This window comes from Pseudarthrobacter sp. MEB009 (assembly GCF_030208875.1).
Taxonomy (GTDB): domain Bacteria; phylum Actinomycetota; class Actinomycetes; order Actinomycetales; family Micrococcaceae; genus Arthrobacter.
On the sequence record NZ_JARVTC010000013.1, the window covers coordinates 1 to 19,041 of the forward strand.

At 66.3% G+C, this 19,041-nt stretch carries 16 protein-coding genes and 1 pseudogene; 7 read left to right on the forward strand and 10 right to left on the reverse strand.

All coding sequences use genetic code 11. The features are described from left to right. Nucleotides 1-23: 23 nt before the first annotated feature. The 4 genes from QRN07_RS11220 to QRN07_RS11235 all read right to left on the reverse strand — a co-directional run bounded on the left by QRN07_RS11220 (nucleotide 24) and on the right by QRN07_RS11235 (nucleotide 2,704). Entirely contained in the window at nucleotides 24-299 is a 276-nt protein-coding gene (locus tag QRN07_RS11220) for a hypothetical protein (protein WP_285241048.1), read from the reverse strand. A gap of 371 nt (nucleotides 300-670) precedes the next feature. Further along, a complete protein-coding gene (locus QRN07_RS11225; protein WP_285241049.1) occupies nucleotides 671-1,120 on the reverse strand; it encodes an ATP-binding protein in 450 nt (149 codons plus the stop codon). 35 nt (nucleotides 1,121-1,155) lie between these two features. Beyond that, the gene (locus tag QRN07_RS11230; RefSeq protein WP_285241050.1) at nucleotides 1,156-1,905 is read right to left on the reverse strand and encodes a LamB/YcsF family protein; all 750 of its coding nucleotides are present in this window, start codon (nucleotides 1,903-1,905) and stop codon (nucleotides 1,156-1,158) included. Next, nucleotides 1,889-2,704: a hypothetical protein gene (locus tag QRN07_RS11235; RefSeq protein ID WP_285241051.1), complete on the reverse strand. Its 816-nt coding sequence runs from the start codon at nucleotides 2,702-2,704 to the stop codon at nucleotides 1,889-1,891. Before QRN07_RS11235 ends, QRN07_RS11230 begins: the two co-directional genes overlap by 17 nt. Nucleotides 2,705-2,859: 155 nt before the next feature. Between QRN07_RS11235 and QRN07_RS11240 the strand changes: the two are divergent. Next, nucleotides 2,860-4,107, forward strand: a pseudogene (locus QRN07_RS11240) (MFS transporter); the annotation flags it as partial. A gap of 91 nt (nucleotides 4,108-4,198) precedes the next feature. Here QRN07_RS11240 and QRN07_RS11245 read toward each other — a convergent pair. From QRN07_RS11245 to QRN07_RS11255, 3 genes are all read right to left on the reverse strand, one after another. Beyond that, nucleotides 4,199-6,541, reverse strand: a complete 2,343-nt coding sequence (locus QRN07_RS11245; protein ID WP_285241052.1) for a glycoside hydrolase family 65 protein — start codon at nucleotides 6,539-6,541, stop codon at nucleotides 4,199-4,201. A gap of 158 nt (nucleotides 6,542-6,699) precedes the next feature. After that, nucleotides 6,700-7,473 carry an HAD family hydrolase gene (locus QRN07_RS11250; protein WP_050685566.1) on the reverse strand — a complete coding sequence of 258 codons (774 nt, stop codon included), beginning with the start codon at nucleotides 7,471-7,473 and terminating at the stop codon, nucleotides 6,700-6,702. Nucleotides 7,474-7,876: 403 nt separating this feature from the next. Further along, a complete protein-coding gene (locus QRN07_RS11255) occupies nucleotides 7,877-8,494 on the reverse strand; it encodes an alpha/beta hydrolase (protein ID WP_285241053.1) in 618 nt (205 codons plus the stop codon). A 292-nt stretch (nucleotides 8,495-8,786) separates the two neighbouring features. On the opposite strand from QRN07_RS11255, the gene QRN07_RS11260 reads away from it, so the two are divergent. The 5 genes from QRN07_RS11260 to QRN07_RS11280 all read left to right on the forward strand — a co-directional run bounded on the left by QRN07_RS11260 (nucleotide 8,787) and on the right by QRN07_RS11280 (nucleotide 13,583). Then, nucleotides 8,787-9,044, forward strand: coding sequence for a DUF6458 family protein (locus tag QRN07_RS11260; protein WP_050685564.1), 258 nt, complete (start codon nucleotides 8,787-8,789; stop codon nucleotides 9,042-9,044). A 348-nt stretch (nucleotides 9,045-9,392) separates the two neighbouring features. Beyond that, nucleotides 9,393-10,199: a DeoR/GlpR family DNA-binding transcription regulator gene (locus QRN07_RS11265; protein ID WP_050685563.1), complete on the forward strand. Its 807-nt coding sequence runs from the start codon at nucleotides 9,393-9,395 to the stop codon at nucleotides 10,197-10,199. After that, the gene (locus QRN07_RS11270) at nucleotides 10,196-11,194 is read left to right on the forward strand and encodes a 1-phosphofructokinase family hexose kinase (protein WP_285241054.1); all 999 of its coding nucleotides are present in this window, start codon (nucleotides 10,196-10,198) and stop codon (nucleotides 11,192-11,194) included. Before QRN07_RS11265 ends, QRN07_RS11270 begins: the two co-directional genes overlap by 4 nt. 2 nt (nucleotides 11,195-11,196) lie before the next feature. Continuing rightward, nucleotides 11,197-13,236, forward strand: a complete 2,040-nt coding sequence (locus QRN07_RS11275; RefSeq protein ID WP_050685561.1) for a PTS fructose transporter subunit IIABC — start codon at nucleotides 11,197-11,199, stop codon at nucleotides 13,234-13,236. A gap of 68 nt (nucleotides 13,237-13,304) precedes the next feature. Then, the gene (locus QRN07_RS11280) at nucleotides 13,305-13,583 is read left to right on the forward strand and encodes an HPr family phosphocarrier protein (RefSeq protein ID WP_050685560.1); all 279 of its coding nucleotides are present in this window, start codon (nucleotides 13,305-13,307) and stop codon (nucleotides 13,581-13,583) included. 90 nt (nucleotides 13,584-13,673) lie between these two features. On the opposite strand, the gene QRN07_RS11285 is transcribed toward QRN07_RS11280, so the two are convergent. From QRN07_RS11285 to ku, 3 genes are all read right to left on the reverse strand, one after another. Then, a complete protein-coding gene (locus QRN07_RS11285) occupies nucleotides 13,674-14,105 on the reverse strand; it encodes an SRPBCC domain-containing protein (protein ID WP_285241055.1) in 432 nt (143 codons plus the stop codon). Next, nucleotides 14,098-14,979 carry a class I SAM-dependent methyltransferase gene (locus QRN07_RS11290; RefSeq protein ID WP_285241056.1) on the reverse strand — a complete coding sequence of 294 codons (882 nt, stop codon included), beginning with the start codon at nucleotides 14,977-14,979 and terminating at the stop codon, nucleotides 14,098-14,100. The genes QRN07_RS11285 and QRN07_RS11290 overlap by 8 nt, the downstream gene beginning before the upstream one ends. A 149-nt stretch (nucleotides 14,980-15,128) precedes the next feature. After that, nucleotides 15,129-16,277, reverse strand: coding sequence for a non-homologous end joining protein Ku (gene ku / locus QRN07_RS11295; protein ID WP_285241057.1), 1,149 nt, complete (start codon nucleotides 16,275-16,277; stop codon nucleotides 15,129-15,131). 40 nt (nucleotides 16,278-16,317) lie between these two features. On the opposite strand from ku, the gene QRN07_RS11300 reads away from it, so the two are divergent. Then, a complete protein-coding gene (locus QRN07_RS11300; RefSeq protein WP_285241058.1) occupies nucleotides 16,318-18,888 on the forward strand; it encodes an ATP-dependent DNA ligase in 2,571 nt (856 codons plus the stop codon). The last annotated feature ends 153 nt before the right edge of the window (nucleotides 18,889-19,041 follow it).

The following is a 19,041-nucleotide window of genomic DNA, read 5'->3' on the forward strand; positions in this document are numbered from 1 at the left end:
AAAACCACCCACCCGGCTGGCTCTCACCCACCGGCCGCTACTACCCCGCCGAACAACCCGACCACGAACCACCCACCTGGCCGTCCGAGTGGACCCAACAACACCCCACACCCAACACGCCCCAACACCAGGAACCAGAACACCAGGAACCAGAACACCAGGACCAAAACAAGGACCAGGACCAGGACCAGGACCAGGACCAGGAAACCCAACACCAAGAACTCCAGCAACAAGAGCCCGAACACGAGGTCCAACCCCGGCGCCCGGAACACAACCACGAGCACCGGCAACCACAACACGGACAGCGCGATCGCCTCGAACCCGGTCCAGCGCCGGGCGCCAGTACACGACCATGCCGAGACCAGTCAGGCGCCAGTGCACGGAGAAGACTCAAACGGCACAAGCTCCGTAAAAACCAGCACCGCCGAAGTTTCTCCCTCGCGGATTCATTCCTGGAGAAGTACCTTCACGGCTTGACTACCTAGGAAATGCGGACCGGGGACGTCGGGAATGGAGTTCTGGACCCGCCGGGTGAATCCCCGCGCCGATGCCTGACACGGCGCCGGTCAAGATCTACTGCCGTCCGGTTCAGCTCGCAGGCCGCCCGGGCACAGCGGGGCGACGCCGGCCAAAACTTCAGCAGCACAGCTGATGGCATCCGAGCCGGGCTTCAGGGGGACACCCTGATGAGGCGCACGAGTTCATCCGCAAGTTCAGAGACCGGCCGACGGCCGTCGAGTTCTAAGGTAGCGCCACCCCGAAGCAAAGGCTCGACGTCAAGAATGAACTGAAGAATCTCAGCTTGGTCGGCTGTGGATCGTCCATAGGAGTTGTTGGCCCGCAAAGAGACCCGCTCGATGAGGATCTCCGCCGGTGCACTCAGCAGGACAACAGCGGAAAACCGATCGTAGAAGGCGCCTTGGTTCTCAACAGTCCCCGAAACAAACAGCGGCATATGCGTCTCGAGCAATGCGGACATCCGGGTCTCGTCCCACGTCCTGTCGGGAAGGACCCAGCCGTCGTAATCCGTGTCGATGGTTCTGTAGCCCCGCCGGGACAACTCGCGCAGCACAGTTGTCTTTCCCGCCCCGGACATTCCGGTAATCAGAATTCGAGTCATGGCAGCCGGAGCCGATTCGACCGGAACCTGACGGCCTAGGCGAACGCCTCCAGCTCCACGCCGGCAGCCTCAAGGCCGGCCCGCACGCCGGATGCCATTTCGACGGCTCCGGGGGTGTCGCCGTGGATGCACAGCGAGTCGGGCCGGACTTTGACGACCGTCCCGTCCACGGCAACAACTTCACCCTTGGTGGCCAGCCGGACGGCGCGCTCAACGATTGCGTCGACGTCGTGCAGCACCGCGCCTTCCTGCGCCCGCGGAACCAGCGTCCCGTCGCCCCGGTAGGCACGGTCCACAAAGGCCTCGACGTAAACCGGGTGGCCCGCTTCCTTGGCCTGTTTGAGCAGCTCCGAGCCGGGGAGGCCCAGGATGGGAAGGCCGGGATCGTAGGCATTGACTGCAGCCACAACGGCTGACGCCTGCTCCGCATCGTTGACGAGCCGGTTGTACAGGGCGCCGTGCGGCTTGACGTAGTCCACGGAGGCACCAACGGCGTGCGCAACACCGTCGAGCGCGCCAAGCTGGTACAGCACGTCGCCGAACAACTCATCGAAGCTGACGTCCAGTGCGCGCCGGCCAAAGCCTGCGAGGTCCCGGTACCCCACGTGTGCACCGACTGTCACATCCAGTTCATAGGCGGAGCGGCAACTGTCCAGCATGGTGATGGGATCCCCGGCGTGGAACCCGCAGGCCACATTCGCGCTGGTAACCAGCTGGAACATCGAAGCGTCGTCTCCCATCTTCCAGGAGCCGAATGATTCGCCTAGGTCAGCGTTGAGATCCAAGTGTGTTGCCTTCCAGCGTTTGGTGGTCGGGAGCTGCAGCGTTCAGCGTGAGCTCACCGGGGATGGTGTCCGGCATCGGTCCGAACGCCTCCTTGGCGTTCGAAACCACCGCGCGTCCCATCATGAGGTTACCGGCTCCCCCCACCACCGCGCCGATTCCAAACGGCAGGGCCCGCCCCAACAGCGCCGTTCCCTGGCGCTTCAGGAGATTCTTGAGGAAGGCTTTCTGGATCTTGTTCCGCACGGCGCCAAAGCCGGAGATCGGCATGGCCTTGGAAAAAACGCTGCCCAGTGTCTTGGTGGTGTTGATGCCGGCACCGCCTGCTGCTTGGCTGCTGAGCGTGCTCAGCAGCGACGTGCCCTCCTCGCCCAGCATGATGGCCATCACCATGGTGCTGGCCTTCTCGGGGTTGGTCAGGCGGATGCCGTGCAGTTCGGCCAGCGACGTCGCGTACAGCGCCGTTGCCTCCAGGAAGCCAACGGTTGCCGCGGCGGACAGGCCCAGCGACGCAATGGTTCCCACCCCGGGGACGACGGCAGTTGCGCCCACCACTGCCCCTCCGCCGGTTACCGCCCGGATGTAGTCCCGTTCCAGGATGGCTGCGAGCTGGGCCGCGGTGGCTTTGGGATGCTTTTTCTGCAGCCGTCGGATGTAGGCGAGCACCAGCGGCCGCTGGATCTCCACTGCCTTCAGGAGCATGTTGTGGACGCCCGGCTTGGGCTTGCCGTCGGCATCGAACACGGCGTTGTGGGCCGTCTCCTGTGCGATTCGGACTGCGGGATTGCTGCGCTTGGCCATGGTCACCTCTGTTAGTCTCGCCGCGGCGGATGCGGCCTTCCCCAATACTAAGGCTGCTTGGGGTTGAACCACCCAGCCGCCGCCCCCGTTCAAGCCCACAACCGGGTACTTGGTGCCCACCCCGGAAACCGGATGCCGGACCTAGTATTGGGGATATGCCCACCCCCAAAGCCCTGCGACCGTTTGCCCATCGCGAGTACCGGGTCCTGATCGCAGCCCTGGCCATTTCGATTTTTGGTTCGGGAATGTGGGCCGTGGGCATGGTCTACCAGGTCATCCACCTGGGCGGCGGCCCCCTGGACCTGTCCCTCGTCGCAGCCGCCGGCAGCGTGGGCCTGGTGGCGTTTGTCCTGGCCGGCGGCATCGCCGCCGACCGGTTCCCGCAGCGTCGGCTGATCATTGCCGTGGAGGGTGCCAACCTGGCCGTCATCGCCACTATCACCGCCCTGGCGATGACCGGATTGCTCCAGATCTGGCACCTGGCCATCGGTGCGTTTGTGCTCGGTATGGGCGCCGCCTTCTTCTTCCCCGCCTACTCGGCCATCCTCCCGCGCATCCTGCCGGCGGAAGACCTGCTGGCCGCCAACGGCATGGAGGGTTCAATGCGCCCTGTCCTCCAGCAGGCGGCCGGGCCAGCTGTGGCAGGCATCGTGGTGGCGGCGCTGTCGCCGTCGCACGCCGTCGCTGCGGTGGCCGCCTGCCATCTGCTGGCGTTTGCCGTCCTGAATTTCCTCAGCCGCACCGCGCTGGCAACACCGGATCCCGGCCAGGACCACGGCGTCCTCCGGAAAAACACGCTGCTGCAGGACCTCCGCGAAGGCGTGAGCTACACGGTCCGGACTCCGTGGCTCCTCTGGACGCTCCTGTGGGCCTGCATCTCGGTGCTGTTCCTGATCGGGCCCATCGAGGTCCTACTGCCCTTCGTGGTCCGCGACCAGCTCGCCGGGGATTCCAGCATGTTCGGCTTCCTCCTCGCCGTGATGGGCGTGGGGGCCGCGCTGGGCTCCCTCCTGACCGCCTCCTTCAGGCTGCCGCGCCGCTACCTGACGGTGATGATGGTCTCGTGGGGCGCGGGCAGCCTGCCGCTGGCCGCCGTCGGATTCATGGACAGCTTCTGGGCGATCGCCGCGGCCCTGTTTGTGTTCGGCGCCACCGGCAGCGTGGGCATGGTCATTTGGGGAACGCTGCTGCAACGGCGCGTACCCCGTCACCTGCTGGGCCGCATTTCCAGCCTGGACTTCTTTGTGTCATTGGCCCTGATGCCGGTGTCCATGGCCCTGGCCGGTCCCGCCGCCGAGGTCCTGCCCATCTGGCTGATCTTCGCGGTGGCCGGCGGCGTCTGCCCCATCATGGCCGTGGTGGCCATGGTTGTTGCCCGGATGCCGGGCGCACCCCCTGGACACCGAACCTGCAATGGAAAGCACGACGCCGGCAGGAGACTGACGCGGCGGCGCGCCCGCCGCGTCAGTCTCCTTCGTCCTGCTGCCGCGGCACTTAGTTGCGGCCGCGCACCAACGGAATGCCCGCCGTCGGAAGTCCCGTGGGGAAGACTGTGGGCTCCGGCTCCGGAATGTCTGCCAGCTCCACCCGGACCGGGTCGCTGCCCACGGTGACCTTACTGCCCCGGACGTCCACGTCCAGCGGGTCGCCGTCACTGACCGTCAGGGTGATGGCGCCCTGGGTCAGTTCAACCCGGAGCAGCCTGCCGCTGATGCGCAGGTGGAAGGACAGCCCTTCCCATTCGGCCGGCAGCCGGGGATCGAAGAACGGCAGCGGCCCCTGATCCCGCAGGCCGGCGAAACCGCAGACCAGTGAGCTCCACACGCCGCCCGTCGAGGCAATATGGACGCCGTCGATCGTGTTGCCGTGCGTGTCGTCCAGGTCGATGAAGGCGGCATCCGTGAAGTGCTTGAGTGATTCCCCGGCATAGCCCACCTCGGCGGCCATGATGCCCTGCACACAGGCGGACAGGGTGGAGTCGCCGGTGGTGATCGGGTCGTAGAAGTCGAAGGCGCGCTGCTTTTCCTCGGCACTGAAGTCCTGCCACTGGAGGAACATCGCCAGGACGGTGTCCGCCTGCTTCAGGACCTGGTGGCGGTAGATGACCAACGGGTGGAAGTGCAGCAGCAGCGGGTACTTGGAGCGGGGCGTGGTCCAGTCCCACGGCTCCAGGGTCATGAAGTCGTTGTCCTGGGAGTGGACCTGCATCCGTTCGTCAAAGGGCAGGTGCATCAGGTTTGCGGCCGCCTCCCACAGCTGCCGTTCCTCCTGGGTGATGCCCGAGTGCTCCAGGGCAGCGGCGGCCCGGAGGTTAAAGCGGGCCATGACGTTGGTGTACAGGTTGTCGTTGACCACTGCCGTGTACTCGTCCGGGCCGGTGACGCCATGGATGTGGAAGAGCCCGTCCTTGGCGAAGAAGCCCAGGGAGATCCACATCCGCGCGGTTTCGATGAGCAGCTCTGCGCCCATGCCTTCACGGAAACTGGTGTCCCCGGTAGCCCAGAGGTACCGGTTGGTTGCGAACGCGATGGCCGCTGCGATATGGAACTGCGCGGTACCGGCGGCGTAATAGGCACTGGCCTCAAGCCCGTTGATGGTGCGCCACGGGAACAGTGCGCCGTCAACGCTCAGTTCCTTGGCGCGGATCTTGGCATCCGGCAGGATCCCGTGCCGGTATTCCAGCACCTGGCGGGCACCGTCCGGGTTGGTGTACGTCAGGTAGGGCAGGATGTAGACCTCCTGGTCCCAGAAGTAATGCCCCTCGTAACCGGACCCGGTCACGCCCTTTGCAGGCACGCCTGCAACATCCGCGCGGGCCGTTGCCTGCGCCAGTTGGAACAGGTTCCAGCGGATGGCCTGCTGGAGTTCAGGCTGGCCCGTCACCACGATGTCGGAGGTGGCCCAGTAGTCCTTGTAGTGGGCTTCGCTTTCCTCGAAGATGTCCTGGACGGGCCGCAGGCCGGTTTCGGCCACCTCGGCGGCGTCCACGGCGTCGTCCTGCACCGCGGGGCCGGCGGCGTAGCTGACGCTCTTTTCCAGCCGGAAAGGCTCGTCGGCGCTGGCTGCCAGCACGTACCGGACGCTGCTCTCATCCTGGTCCACCAGGGTATCGAACGGCTGGTGGCCCGGCGAGGTCCAGTGGTCCACGGCCAGGCCCACACGCTGCTTCGACTCGGCAGCTTCCCATGACAGCCGGAGCGAACCGTCGCCGCCGTCGAGGCGCAGCGGCAGCAGCACGCGCCCGGCGTGCCGGCCTGCGCGTCGGGGGTCGTGGTTGGAGTGGTCCTCCACCGGTTGGTCCTGCCGGTTGCTCACGGTGGAGGTCACGTCCAGGGAGACTTGCCGGTCCGCGGCAACCTCCAGCGAAATGCCCAGGCTGCCGCGGCTGCGGAAGCCAACGGCCCGGCGCTCGGTGGTGGTGACGGTCGCTCCGGAGCGGCACTGCCACTGGATCCGGCACTCGTAGGCACCTGTGGCGAAGTCGACGGACCGCCGGTACTCCAGCACCTCGGATTCGGCCAGGCTCAGGGCCTCGCCGTCGATCACCACGGTGAAGTTGTTGGCGTCCGGGATGTAGACGATGCGCTGGCCCGTCCGGGCGAAGCCGAAGGCGTTCTCCGCGTGCTTGATGTCCCAGATCTCGTGCAGGCCGTTGATGAAGCTGCCGGGAAGGTCGGCATCGGCTGGAGCCCAGTGCGCGCCGCGGATCCCCAGGTGCCCGTTGCCCAGCGCAAACAGGGTTTCCAGGGTGCCCGCGCTGCCTTGCTCATGGCGCGTTTCCACGAGCTGCCAGGGGGTGTTGGGGAACCGTTCGCGGTCCGCGGTGATGAGAGCCATGCTGTTGGGGTCCTTTGGCGTTTTGCTGGGCAGCCGGTGGGGAGCCGGCCAAGGCGTGCTGATGTTAAGGCGTGGTGCTGGCGTTCGAAGCGCCGGTACTGCAGGCGGATGTGCTGCTGCTGGGGGTTGCAGCGGTACACCGGGCGGGCCGAACAGGCCTAGGGCAAGAGTTCCTTGAGGTCATTGACCACCAGGGTGGCGCCGGCAGCGAGAAGGGTTTGCCGCCCGGCTCCCCTATCCACGCCGATGACGGAGTGGAAGGACCCGGCATGGCCGGCCTGGACGCCGGAAACAGCATCCTCCACCACTACGCAGTCCTCGCTGGGCAACTCCAGCAGCCTGGCGGCGTACTCGTACGTGGCCGGGCTGGGTTTACCGGGCAGGCCCTCCCGGGCTGCCACCACACCATCAACAACAATGGAGAAGTTGCCGCTGAGGCCCGCAGCTGCCAGGACCGAGGGGGCATTCCGGGAGGAGGAGACGACGGCGACCTTGAGTCCGCGCGCCAGCACGGCTTCGAGGAAACGGACAGAGCCCTCGAAGGGTTCAACCCCTGCGCTCACGATGTCGTTAAAGATGCGGTTTTTCTTGTTGCCCAGCCCCTGGACCGTGCTATTGGCGGGGTCATCGTCCAGCGGGCCCTCGGGCAGGGTGATGCCGCGCGAGGACAGGAAGTCGCGGACGCCGTCGAACCTCGGTTTACCGTCGATATGGTCGAAGTAGTCGCTTTCCGTGTACTCCGGCGCCTGTGGGTGCGCGCTGAGGAATGCTTCGAACAACTCCTGCCAGGCTCTTTCGTGGACCTCAGCCGTCGGCGTCAGGACGCCGTCCAGGTCGAAGAGGATGGCGGCAGCGCCGGTCCAGTCAGTGGTTCCCGTAGCGGCAGGCCCGGCCTTTGAAACAGGTGCGTCAGGTGCAGAGTTGTCAGTCATCAGCAGTGCATTTTCCTTTCAGGCGGCGGGGAGCCGGGAAGACGGTCGCGTGAAACGGGTCACCGCCTGCCCATGCTTGATGTGCAGGGGCGACGGGAAGTTCCGGCGGGCGGCACTGCGGTGGGCCACGGCCTTGCAGATTATTGCGTTTCTTCAATCATGGGCGCGTTGGTGCTGTGGGACAAACCGGAACCCGCGGATGTCGGTTGCATCGATTTGGGTCAGCCACCCGGGTTGGGGTCGCCGCGCGCTTCGGATGGCTTCGGAGCCGCCATCCGTCCTCTTCAGGCCGCGATGACGGCCAAAATCGAGTGTAAGCGCTTACAAATTAGGCTGGCAACTGTTTTTCCGCTCGGGTGGTGCTGTGACGGATTTCTCAGGGTGCGAGTGCGCAGTTACCTCCTCAGCGCAGCACATAGTGGCGCAGGAACGCGCCAACATCGGACATCTCCGTCTTGGACATGGCGTGCCCCATCCCGGGGTAAGTCCTCGCGGTCAACAAGGTGTGTTCGTCCAGCCATTCCCCGGTATAGGCAGTGGCATCCTCATTGATCACCAGGTCCGCCTTGTCCCGTCCCCAAAAGAACGGCGGCTTGGTCTCGAAGGAGTCCGTCAGCGTCAGGAGTTCGTTGTTCAGCACAAAACCGGAGAGGCCCACCACCGCCGAGTAGGACGCCGGATGCAGGCGCAGCAGTGTGCTGGCCATGGCCATGCCCTGCGAATAGCCCAGCAGGCTCACGCTTGAATGCTGACTCCTGACTGAGTTGATCCAGTCATGGACGGAGTTGGTCACCCGCACCACGTCGGCGAAGTCGTTGGCCAGGAAGTAGTCCAGCAGGAACCAGCCATACTGGTCACCAATGTCCATGGGCGCCCGGACCGCAGCGAAGGTGAACTCCGGGGGCAGGAATTCGAAGAGCCGCACCATGCGGGACTCATCGGTGCCATAGCCATGCATCATCACCAGCAAGGGGGTGCCGGCGCGCTGATCCTCCGGTTTGGACCACACCACAGTTTCCATCGCACCAGCCTAGCGAGGCCAAGGCAGGGCAGGTGCCACGGCAGGACAGGTCAGTACAGGTGCCGGGCAAGAGACGCCGCCGCCGGCGCCGCCCCCGGCCCCGGGCAAGAGACGCCGCGATTCTCCGCACTACACCATCAGCACCAGGGGTAACTCCTGCACCAGTCAGGCGCCATAGGAAGACGGCTCCCGAATTCATTGAATACCGCCCGATTGCGCGGTAGCGTGGCGCTGGACGGACAGCATGCTTAGTAGTAGCGCATCCGCACCAATCGGCTTCTAAGGAGCAATTATGAGAATTGGCTCGTCAATCTTCCTCATCGCACTCGGCGCCATTCTTGCCTGGGCGATTGCCCCCGGCCTGATCCCCTTTGTGGACCAGGCCATGATTGGGTACATCCTGATCGCCGCAGGTGTTGTGGGCCTGATTGCATCCCTCATCCTCGCCTCGCCGGGGCGCACGCGGCGGGTCAGCGAAACGCGCTCCGTGGTGGACCCCAACACCGGCGAGCGCATCACCCGGAACGAAAGCCGCGACGGCGGCATCTGACAGGCAGCGCGCCAGCAGGCGGGCAGCACCCCCCGCAATGAATCCGGAAAGGCCGGGCCCGACCACGTTGGTCAGGCCCGGCTTTTTATGCCCGACCACGTTGGTCAGGCCCGGCTTTTTTATGCCCGCCACCCCCGGCGCGTGGGCGCCGCCTCATCAGCCCGGAGACCCAAATCCGGCCACACACTGCTTCAGCCTTTGTTTCATGTTGGTTTCCATTGACAAACCAACATGATCAAAGATAAAGTCAATTAACTCAACATCATGTGATGCCAGTCACGCCGGATGCACTGCCCCGGCCGGCACGCAGCCAGCAGTGATTTCAGGACTTTACGCAACGGAGGGTACGTGTTCGCCGAGGAGCGCCAGCAGAAGATTGCCGAGCTTGTGACCGGCAACGGTCGGGTCAGCGTGACCCTCCTGGCTGAGCGCTTCCGTATCACCACCGAAACGGTCCGCCGCGATCTCGCCACCTTGGAAACAGCGGGCACACTCCGCCGGGTCCACGGCGGGGCGGTAGCGGCCGACCGTTTCAGCACCACCGAAGAAAGCATCAACGAGCGCGCCATCCAACGCCCGGACCAGAAGCACCGGATCGCCGAAGCCGCGCTCGCACTGATCCCCCGTAACGCGCAGGGCAGCGTCCTGATCGACGGCGGCACCACCACCGAAGTCCTCGCCGAAATGTTGTCGCGCCGCACCGCCGTCGACCGTTTGGATTCCCCTGGCCCCCACGCCGAACTGGTGGCCATCACGCACGCCGTTCCCATCGCCGGGAAGCTGTCCAACACCGCCGGAATTGCGCTGCAGATCCTGGGCGGACGCGTCCGTGGGCTCACCCAGGTTGCCGTGGGGCAGGCAACGGTGGAGGCAGCTTCGCGGATGCGCCCCGACATCGCGTTCCTCGGGACCAACGGCATCCATGCAACCTTCGGCCTCAGCACCCCCGATCCTGAGGAAGCCGCCGTCAAGGCTGCTTTCGTCCACTCGGCACGCCGCATCGTGGTGTTGGCCGACTCCTCCAAACTGGACACAGAGACCCTGGTCCAGTTCGCCGACCTGAAAGATCTGGACACCTTGATTACAGACAGCGAACCCGGCCCCGAACTCGCGGCCGCTTTGGAAGAATCCGGCGTGGACGTGGTGGTCGTATGATCGTCACTTTCACGGCCAACCCCAGCCTGGACCGCACCGTTGCCCTTCCCGGCCCCCTGGAGCGCGGTGAAGTCCAGCGCGCCGTTTCCGTCAGCCAGGAATCGGGTGGCAAGGGCGTCAACGTTTCGCGGGCCCTGGTGGCGTCCGGCCTGGAATCCCTGGCCGTCCTCCCCGGCGCGGACAGCGATCCGGTCCTGGCGGGCCTGCGCGAGCAGTCGGTCCCGTTCGCTTCCCTGCCCATCGGCGAACCGCTGCGGACCAACGTGGCCCTCACGGAACCGGGCGGAGTGACCACCAAGATCAACGAACCCGGCCCGCAGCTGGACGCGGACCAGCAGGAAGCGCTGATCAAGCTCCTGCTGGAAAGCGCCCACAACGCCAGCTGGGTGGTCCTGGCAGGCTCACTGCCCCCTGGCTTTCCCGCCGGCTTCTACGCCACCGTGGCACGGCGCCTTCGTGCGGCCGCCAACGGCACCGCACCCCGGATTGCCGTGGACTCTTCCGGCGCTCCCCTCGCGGCCGTCCTCACCGACGACGGCGATGGCACCACCCCTGGCTCCGGGAAACCGGACCTCCTCAAACCCAATGCCGAGGAACTCGCGGAACTGGCTGCTGCAGCTGGCTTCGCCTCGGCCACCGCTGACGAACTCGAAGCGGATCCGGTGGCTGCCGCGACAGCAGCAGCCGCCGTCGTCCGTGCCGGTGTGGGAGCTGTGCTGGCAACTCTCGGTTCCAAGGGAGCTGTCCTGGTAACGGCCGACGGCGCGTGGCTGGCCACGCATCCACCGGTCACTGCAGTGAGCACGGTGGGTGCGGGCGACTCCGCACTGGCCGGCTACCTGCTTGCCCACGGCCAGGGCGCCGCCCCGGCCGACTGCCTTCGCCAGGCGGTGGCCCACGGTGCCGCCGCCGCCTCCCTGCCGGGGTCCACCGTCCCGGCAGTCTCGCAAACAACCCCGGATGCCGTAACCATCACGGCCCTTCGAAAGGATTGACAGTGACCCAGCTCATCACAACTGAACTGGTCGACCTCGACCAAAACCTGGGCTCGACGCCCGAGGCGGTGATCCGGCACCTGGCAAGCAAAGTTGCTGCCACCGGACGCGCAACGGAGGTTGAGGGTCTTTTCGCAGACGCTTATGCCCGGGAACAGAAGACGGCCACCGGCATTCCGGGCGGCATCGCCATCCCGCACTGCCGGTCCGCTGCCGTCACCGAACCCACCCTGGCCATGGCCCGGCTGGACCCCAAGGTGGACTTCGGCGCCAAGGACGGCCCCGCAGACCTGGTGTTCTTCATCGCCGCCCCGGACGGAGCAGACCAGGCGCACCTGAAGCTGCTGTCCAAGCTGGCCCGGTCCCTGATCAAAAAGGACTTCACGGCGGCCCTCCGCAACGCTTCCTCCAACGAGGAAATCGTTGCCCTCGTGGACGGCGCCCTGGCAGACAAGCCCGCCGCTTCCGCCGCCGACGCGGCACCTGCCGCCGCAGCGGGTGCAGCCACGGCCGGTGCCCCGGGTACTGCGCCCAAGCGCATCGTGGCCGTGACCGCCTGCCCCACCGGCATTGCCCACACCTACATGGCCGCCGACTCCCTGGTGGCTGCAGCCAAGGAGATGGGTGTTGACCTCCAGGTGGAAACGCAGGGATCCTCCGGCGCCAAGCCGCTGGACCCGGCCGTCATCGCCGCCGCCGACGCCGTGATCTTCGCCGTGGACGTGGATGTCCGCGGAAAGGAGCGTTTTGCCGGCAAGCCCGTCATCACAGCCCCGGTGAAGCGTGGCATTGACGAACCCGGAAAGATGGTCCAGGAAGCACTCGCTGCAGCAGCAGACCCCAATTCCCGCCGCGTCGCCGCAGGTTCGGGCGGCTCCACCGAGGACACGTCCACGGCTGGCGGCGAGCACATTGGCCAGAAGCTGAAGAAGGCACTGCTCACCGGCGTCAGCTACATGATTCCGTTCGTTGCCGGTGGCGGGCTGCTGATCGCCTTGGGCTTCCTGCTGGGCGGTTACCTGATCACGGACTTCGCGGACACCATCGTGACCACGAACAACCTCTTCAACCTGCCCACCGAATACCCGGACAACGCCGTCGGCCCGCTGGGTGCTTACCTTGGTGCGGTGCTCTTCAAGATCGGCGCACTCTCGATGGGCTTCCTCGTCCCGGCGCTTGCAGGCTACATTGCCTACGGCATCGCCGACAGGCCAGGTATCGCACCGGGCTTCGTGGCCGGCGCCGTGGCCGGTTTCACGGGCGCAGGGTTCCTGGGCGGCATTGTGGGTGGCCTCCTGGCCGGCTACATTGCCTACGTCATCGGCACCTGGGAAGTTCCCCGCTGGCTGCGCGGCCTGATGCCCGTCGTCATCATTCCGCTGTTGGCCTCGATCGTTGCCTCCGGCCTGCTGTTCCTGGTCCTCGGCGCACCCATCGCTGCAATCACCACCGGCCTGAACAGCTGGCTGTCCGGCATGACCGGCGCCTCAGCCGTTGTCCTGGGCGTCATCCTGGGCCTCATGATGTGCTTCGACCTGGGCGGCCCGGTCAACAAGGTCGCTTACTCATTCGCGGTAGCCGGCCTGGGAACGGCCACCCTCGCCAACCAGGCTCCGTGGCAGATCATGGCAGCCGTTATGGCGGCCGGCATGGTGCCGCCGCTGGCCATGGCCCTGGCCACCACGCTGGACAAAAAACGCTTCACCGCCACCGAGCACGAAAACGGTAAAGCAGCCTGGCTGCTGGGCGCCTCTTTCATCTCCGAAGGCGCCATCCCGTTTGCCGCCGCCGATCCGCTCCGCGTCATCCCCGCCAGCATGCTTGGTGGCGCCATCACTGGCGGCATCACCATGGCGGCAGGCGTTGGCTCCAAGGCACCGCACGGCGGCGTGTTCGTCTTCTTCGCGATCGACAACTTCTTCATGTTCCTCCTCGCCATCGCCGTGGGCACCGTTGTCACCGCGTTCTCGGTCCTGGCCCTGAAGCGCTGGGCTACCAAGAAGTCCGTTGATACGGTGGAACAGGTTCCCGTAACCGTCTGAGCAGGCCCCTGATTTCCAGGTCCGCCTTCCCGGCCGACAATGCCTTTTATGATCTCCAAGGAGCAGAAATGACCGAACGTACCGCCACCATCGCCAGCCGCGTTGGCCTGCACGCCCGTCCCGCGGCCATCTTCGCCGAAGCCGCCGGTGAGTTCGACCTGGACATCACCATCGCCCGTGAAGGCGAGCCGGCCGACGAGGCAATGGACGCTGCCAGCATCCTGTCCCTCATGAGCCTTGGCGCTTCCCACGGTGACGTGGTGGTCCTCCGGGCCGAGGGCGACGGCGCAGACGACGCGTTGGCCCGCCTGGTGCAGATCCTCGAAACGGATCACGACGCCGAGTAGAAACTCCGGTGACGGCGGCCGCCGTCGGACTTCCCCTGCGTGGGACACGTCCGGCGGTGGCCGTCCCGTTTAAGCCCCCGCGGCGTGGGGTCAGCCGCGTTCGGCGATTCCTTTGACGTCCGCCACCAGGGAGTCCCACATCCCCTGCGCATGTTCCACGGCCGTGGGATCGGGGTTGTTGTCCTGGGCGAGGGTCAGCCGGGTGGATCCGGCCTCCTCCTCCACCGTCCACGTCAGGGTGTGGTAATTTTCCGGCGTATCAGGGGCGCCGGAGAGGGGGCTGAAATGGGTGTGGACCAGTCTCCGGGGCGGCTCAAAGGCCAGGACCGTGCCCTTGTCCTCGTAGGGCTTCCCTTCCCATTCGCCACGCCAGGCGATCGGCCCGCCCACGGTCCAGTCCGTCACCAGGTTGGTGCCGAACATAAACTCCCTGACCGCTTCCGGGTCCGTGATGACCTGCCACACCCTGTCCTGCGGCGCGTTGATCGTGATGATGGATGTTGCCACTAATCCGTCAGACATGCCCGGCCTTCTTCGCAGTGAGTAGTAGGTACTCCCATTCCATCTGGAACGGGGCATCGCCGTGGGCGTCCCCGAACGATTCCGCCAGTCCAACCAGGGCCTGGTCCAGCGCCGCTGTCTTCTCCGCATCGCCGCCCAGGAATTTGTAGACGGCGATGGTGGGCCCATAGTGCGACTTGAAATAGCGCATGAAGTCGGCGGGCTCGGAGAAGTTCCGGACGGCGAGGAACTGCTTGCGGGCGGTGAGCTCCGAAACCCCACTGGCCAACAACCCGCGGACGTGGTCCTCCTTGCCCCACAGCGGCGCCGGCTGGGCGCCAGGCGGCGGTGGCGGGGCGAACGGTTTCATGGTGGCAAAGAGCTGCCCCACGAAGCCTTCCGGGGTCCAGCTCAGGAGGCCAAGGGTCCCGCCGGGACGGCAGACCCGGAGCAGCTCGCTGGCGGCCACCTGGTGGTGCGGAGCGAACATCACGCCGAGGCAGGACATCACCGTGTCAAAGCCGCCGTCCGGGAACGGCAGGGCCTCGGCGTCAGCCTCCACCCACTCAAGGCTGACACCCCGTTCGGCGGCCTGCCGTTTGCCGGCGTCGAACAGTTCAGGCGTGAGGTCGCTCGCCACCACCTTTGCGCCCATCATCGCCGCCGGGATGGCGGCGTTGCCGGCACCGGTTGCCACATCGAGCACCTTTTGGCGTGCCCTGATCCCGCAGGCCTCCACCAGGATGGCGCCCAGCTCCGGCAGCATCTCGCTGGCCAGCGCCGGATAGTCGCCGGATGCCCACATGGCCCGGTGCTTCTGCTTCAGCGCCCGGTCTGCCTCAGCAGCGTCCGGCGGGCCGCCCCCACCCGCCGGGTCCGTGTCCGCAGATTTCATGGCCGCGCCTCCCTGCCGGGTAGGTCCAAGTGTCAGCACGCTGTTGCCACAGCGGAGGCTGCGATGCTGCTCATTGTGGCCCCGCGGCCTCCGGGTGTAAAGGGCGCCAACCTAAGGGAAGTTACTGCGGTTTGCTGGCGGGCCGGCCGCTAGGCGGGCTTGCGGGCCCTGGTGGCAGTGGACTTCGCCGGGGGCTTGGCCGACGTCCGGGCAGCCGCAGGCTTGCTGGCCGCCGTGGCCTTACTGGCCGCAGCTTTGGTGCCGGAAGACGCCGAACCAGCCGATTTCGACGCCGGCGAAGGCTTTGCGGCAGCAGTTTTGGAGCCGCCGGACGCGGCACTGCCGGCCGCCTTGGTAGCAGCCTTCGTGGCCGTTGCGCCCTCCGGCTTCGACGCCGCGGTTTTTGCCGCCGTCGACTTTGCCCGCCCGGCGGTCCTTCCGGCGGCCCGCTTGGCCGGCTTCCCGTCGTCGTCCTCTTCTTCCTCGTCTTCGTCGGTGGCCTGCGCTGCTGCCCCGCGTTTGCGGTCCAGGCTGCGTTTGAGGGCTTCCATCAGGTCGATCACCTCACCCTTGCCACCCTCGCCGGCGTCCACACCGAAGGTCTGCTCGGTGTCCAGGGAATCGCCCTGCTCCAGTTTGGCGTCGATGAGCTGGCGCAGCTGGGTCTGATAGTCATCGGTGAAATGCGCCGGATCAAAGTCAGCCGCCATGGACTCCACCAGGGCGGCAGACATGTCCCGCTCCTGCGAGGAAATCCTGATGCTGGCGTCCAAGGCAGGGAAGCTGGCCTCACGGACTTCGTCGGGCCACAGGAGGGACTGCAGGACCAGCACGTCGTCCTTGATCCGGAGCGCCCCCAACCGGGTCTTCTCCCGAAGCGCAAACTGGACGATCGCCACCCGGTCCGTGTCCTCCAGCGCCCGGCGGAGCAGGACGTACGCCTTGGGCGATTTGGAATCCGGCTCCAGATAGTAGCTCTTCTCGAACATCATGGGTTCAAGCTGTTCCGACGGGACGAACTGCACCACCTCGATCTCGTGGCTGTTCTCCGCGGGGATTGACTTGAGTTCCTCCTTGGACAGGACCACGGTCCGGCCGTCGTCCTCGTAGGCCTTTTCGATGTCGGAATAGTCCACTACCTCGCTGCAGACCTCGCACCGGCGCTGGTAGCGGATCCTGCCGCCGTCGGCGTTGTGGACCTGGTGCAGACTGATGTCATGATCTTCTGTGGCGCTGTAGACCTTCACGGGCACGTTGACCAGGCCAAACGCGATGGCACCTTTCCAGATGGCTCTCATCCCTCAAGTGAACAACAGACCGGGCCGGAGGTGAAGCCCCATGGCCGGGTCTAGGGAGCGCGTGCGGGTGGCCGGACGCGAGCTGACGCTGACCAACCTGGATAAAATCATCTATCCGGAGACCGGAACCACCAAGGCAGACGTGCTGGCCTACTACGCGGCCGTGGCGCACGTCCTCATCCCCGCCGCAGCCAACCGGCCCGCCACCCGGAAGCGCTGGGTCCACGGGGTGGGCACCGCTGCCGAACCCGGCGAGGTCTTTTTCCAGAAGAACCTGGACGATTCAGCTCCCGGCTGGTTGCCCCGGGCCGCCATCACCCACAAGGACAGGACCATTTTTTATCCCTTGGTCAACGATCCGGCCACCTTGACCTGGTTCGGCCAGATCAACTCCCTGGAAGTCCACGTGCCGCAGTGGCAGGTTGATTCGCACGGCAACCAGCTTCCGCCTGACCGGCTGGTCCTGGACCTCGATCCCGGCGACGGCGCCGGGCTGGAAGAGTGCCGGGAGGTGGCGCTGCTGGCCCGTGCCATCCTGCAGGATGTGGGCATGGATCCCGTGCCGGTGACCAGCGGCAGCAAGGGCATCCACCTCTACGCGGCACTGGACGGTACCCAAAGCTCGGACAGCATTTCGGCGTTCGCCAAGGAACTGGCCCGGGCCCTGGAAGCCGACCACCCGGACCTGGCGGTCAGCGACATGAAAAAGACCCTGCGCCGCGGCAAGGTGCTGGTGGACTGGAGCCAGAACAGCGCCGCGAAGACCACCATCGTGCCCTACTCGCTGCGCGGCCGCAGCACCCCCACCGTCGCCGCGCCCCGCACCTGGCGGGAGATCAGCTCACCCAAGCTGACGCATCTGGACTACCAGGCGGTGATGCGGCGGGTGAGTGACGGGAAGGACCCGTTTGCCGCCGTCGTTAATGCCTCAGCCGGCCATCACGAAGGCCACAACGACGGCGATCCGCGGCTTGCTGCGTACCGCGGCATGCGCGATCCCCAAGCCACGCCCGAACCGTTCAGCGGCAGCGCGGGCAGCGGCAACAGCTTCGTGATCCAGGAGCACCACGCGAGCAGGCTGCACTACGACTTCCGGCTGGAGCATGAGGGTGTGCTGGTGTCGTGGGCGTTGCCCAAGGGTGTGCCGGAGAGCAGCGGCCGGAACAACCTCGCGGTGCAGACCGAGGACCATCCGCTGGACTATGGCACGTTCGAGGGCACCATTCCGAAAGGGCAATATGGCGCTGGCGAGGTGACCATCTGGGACCACGGAACGTACCAGCTGGAGAAGTGGATCAACGGCAAGGAGGTGATCGCCACGTTGACCGGGGCCGACGGCGGCGGCCTGGGCGGCACCCGCAGGTTCGCGTTGATCCACACCGGCCGCGGACACGGCAAGGAGGCGGAGGGGCAGTGGCTCATCCACCTCATGGACGAGCATTACAGCGGCCGACGGCGGCACGGGGCGCCGGCGGATGGCGACGACGGGGAAGATTCCGGGGCAGCCGTGGCGGGCGCCGGGTCCCGGGGCGGTGATGCTGCACCCGCCCCAACACGCGACGTGGAGGCCGGGGGCGGGGATGCACCCACTCCGAGGGGCGCTTCGGAGACCGGCGCATTGGGGGGCAGCGCATTGGGGGCCAGCGACTGGGATCCCGGGGACGTGCGCCCCATGATGGCAACCGCAGGCAAGCCATCCGACCTGGCCGGCAGCGACTGGCAGCTGGAACTCAAGTGGGACGGGGTCCGGGCCGTCATCCTGGCGGACGACAAAACAGTCCGCATCCTTAGCCGCAACGGCAACGACGTCAGCCGGACCTACCCCGAGTTCACGGACCGAAGCTCATGGCCGGCACAGCCCTTTGTGACCGATGGGGAAATTGTGGCCATAGGGCCGGCGGGGCGCCCCGACTTCGGGCTGCTGCAGGGGCGGATGAAGCTCACCCGCGCCGCCGATGTGGCCCGCGCCAGGGCCAGCATCCCCGTCCGCCTGGTACTTTTTGACCTGCTCCAGGACGCCGGAAAGGATCTGCGCAAACTTCCGCTGCGGCAGCGGCGTCAGCGGCTGGAGAAGTTCCACGTGCCCTCCGCCGCCCCCGTCGACCTGTCCGACGTGCTGGCCAACCCGGTGGCTGACCTCCTGGCGAGCGCCCGCGAGCTGGGACTTGAGGGCATCATGGCCAAGCGGACCGACAGCCGCTATGTGAGCGGCCAACGGACCCGTACCTGGATCAAGCTGAAGCTGAAGCAGACCCAGGAAGTGGTGGTGGGCGGCTGGCGGCCCGGCAAAGGCGGCCGGCAGGAGAGCGTCGGTTCCCTGCTGGTGGGCATCCCGGACGGCGACAAACTGGCGTATGTGGGCCGGGTGGGCAGCGGCTTCAGCACCCGCGAACTCACCGAACTGCGGCAAACAGTGGAACGGCTGGGCAGGAAGACCTCGCCATTCCACGAGGTTCCCCGAATGGATGCGGCGGATGCCCACTGGGTGGCGCCGGAGCTGGTGGGCGAGGTGACGTTCAGCGAATGGACCGGTCCGGGCCGGCTCCGGCATCCGGTGTGGCGCGGCTGGCGGCTGGACAAAGACCCGGCTGAGGTTGTCCGGGAGCACTAGTGTTCCGGGCGGTGCGGGTGCTCCGGGCTGTGCGGATGTTCCGGGGGCCAAGTGTTTCCGGAACCAGGCGCAGGAACGGCCCGGAACTCCCTGATTCGGGGGGCCGGGCCGTTCCTGCGCCGTAAAGTCCGCTTCTGCCAGGTCCAGTGCTGC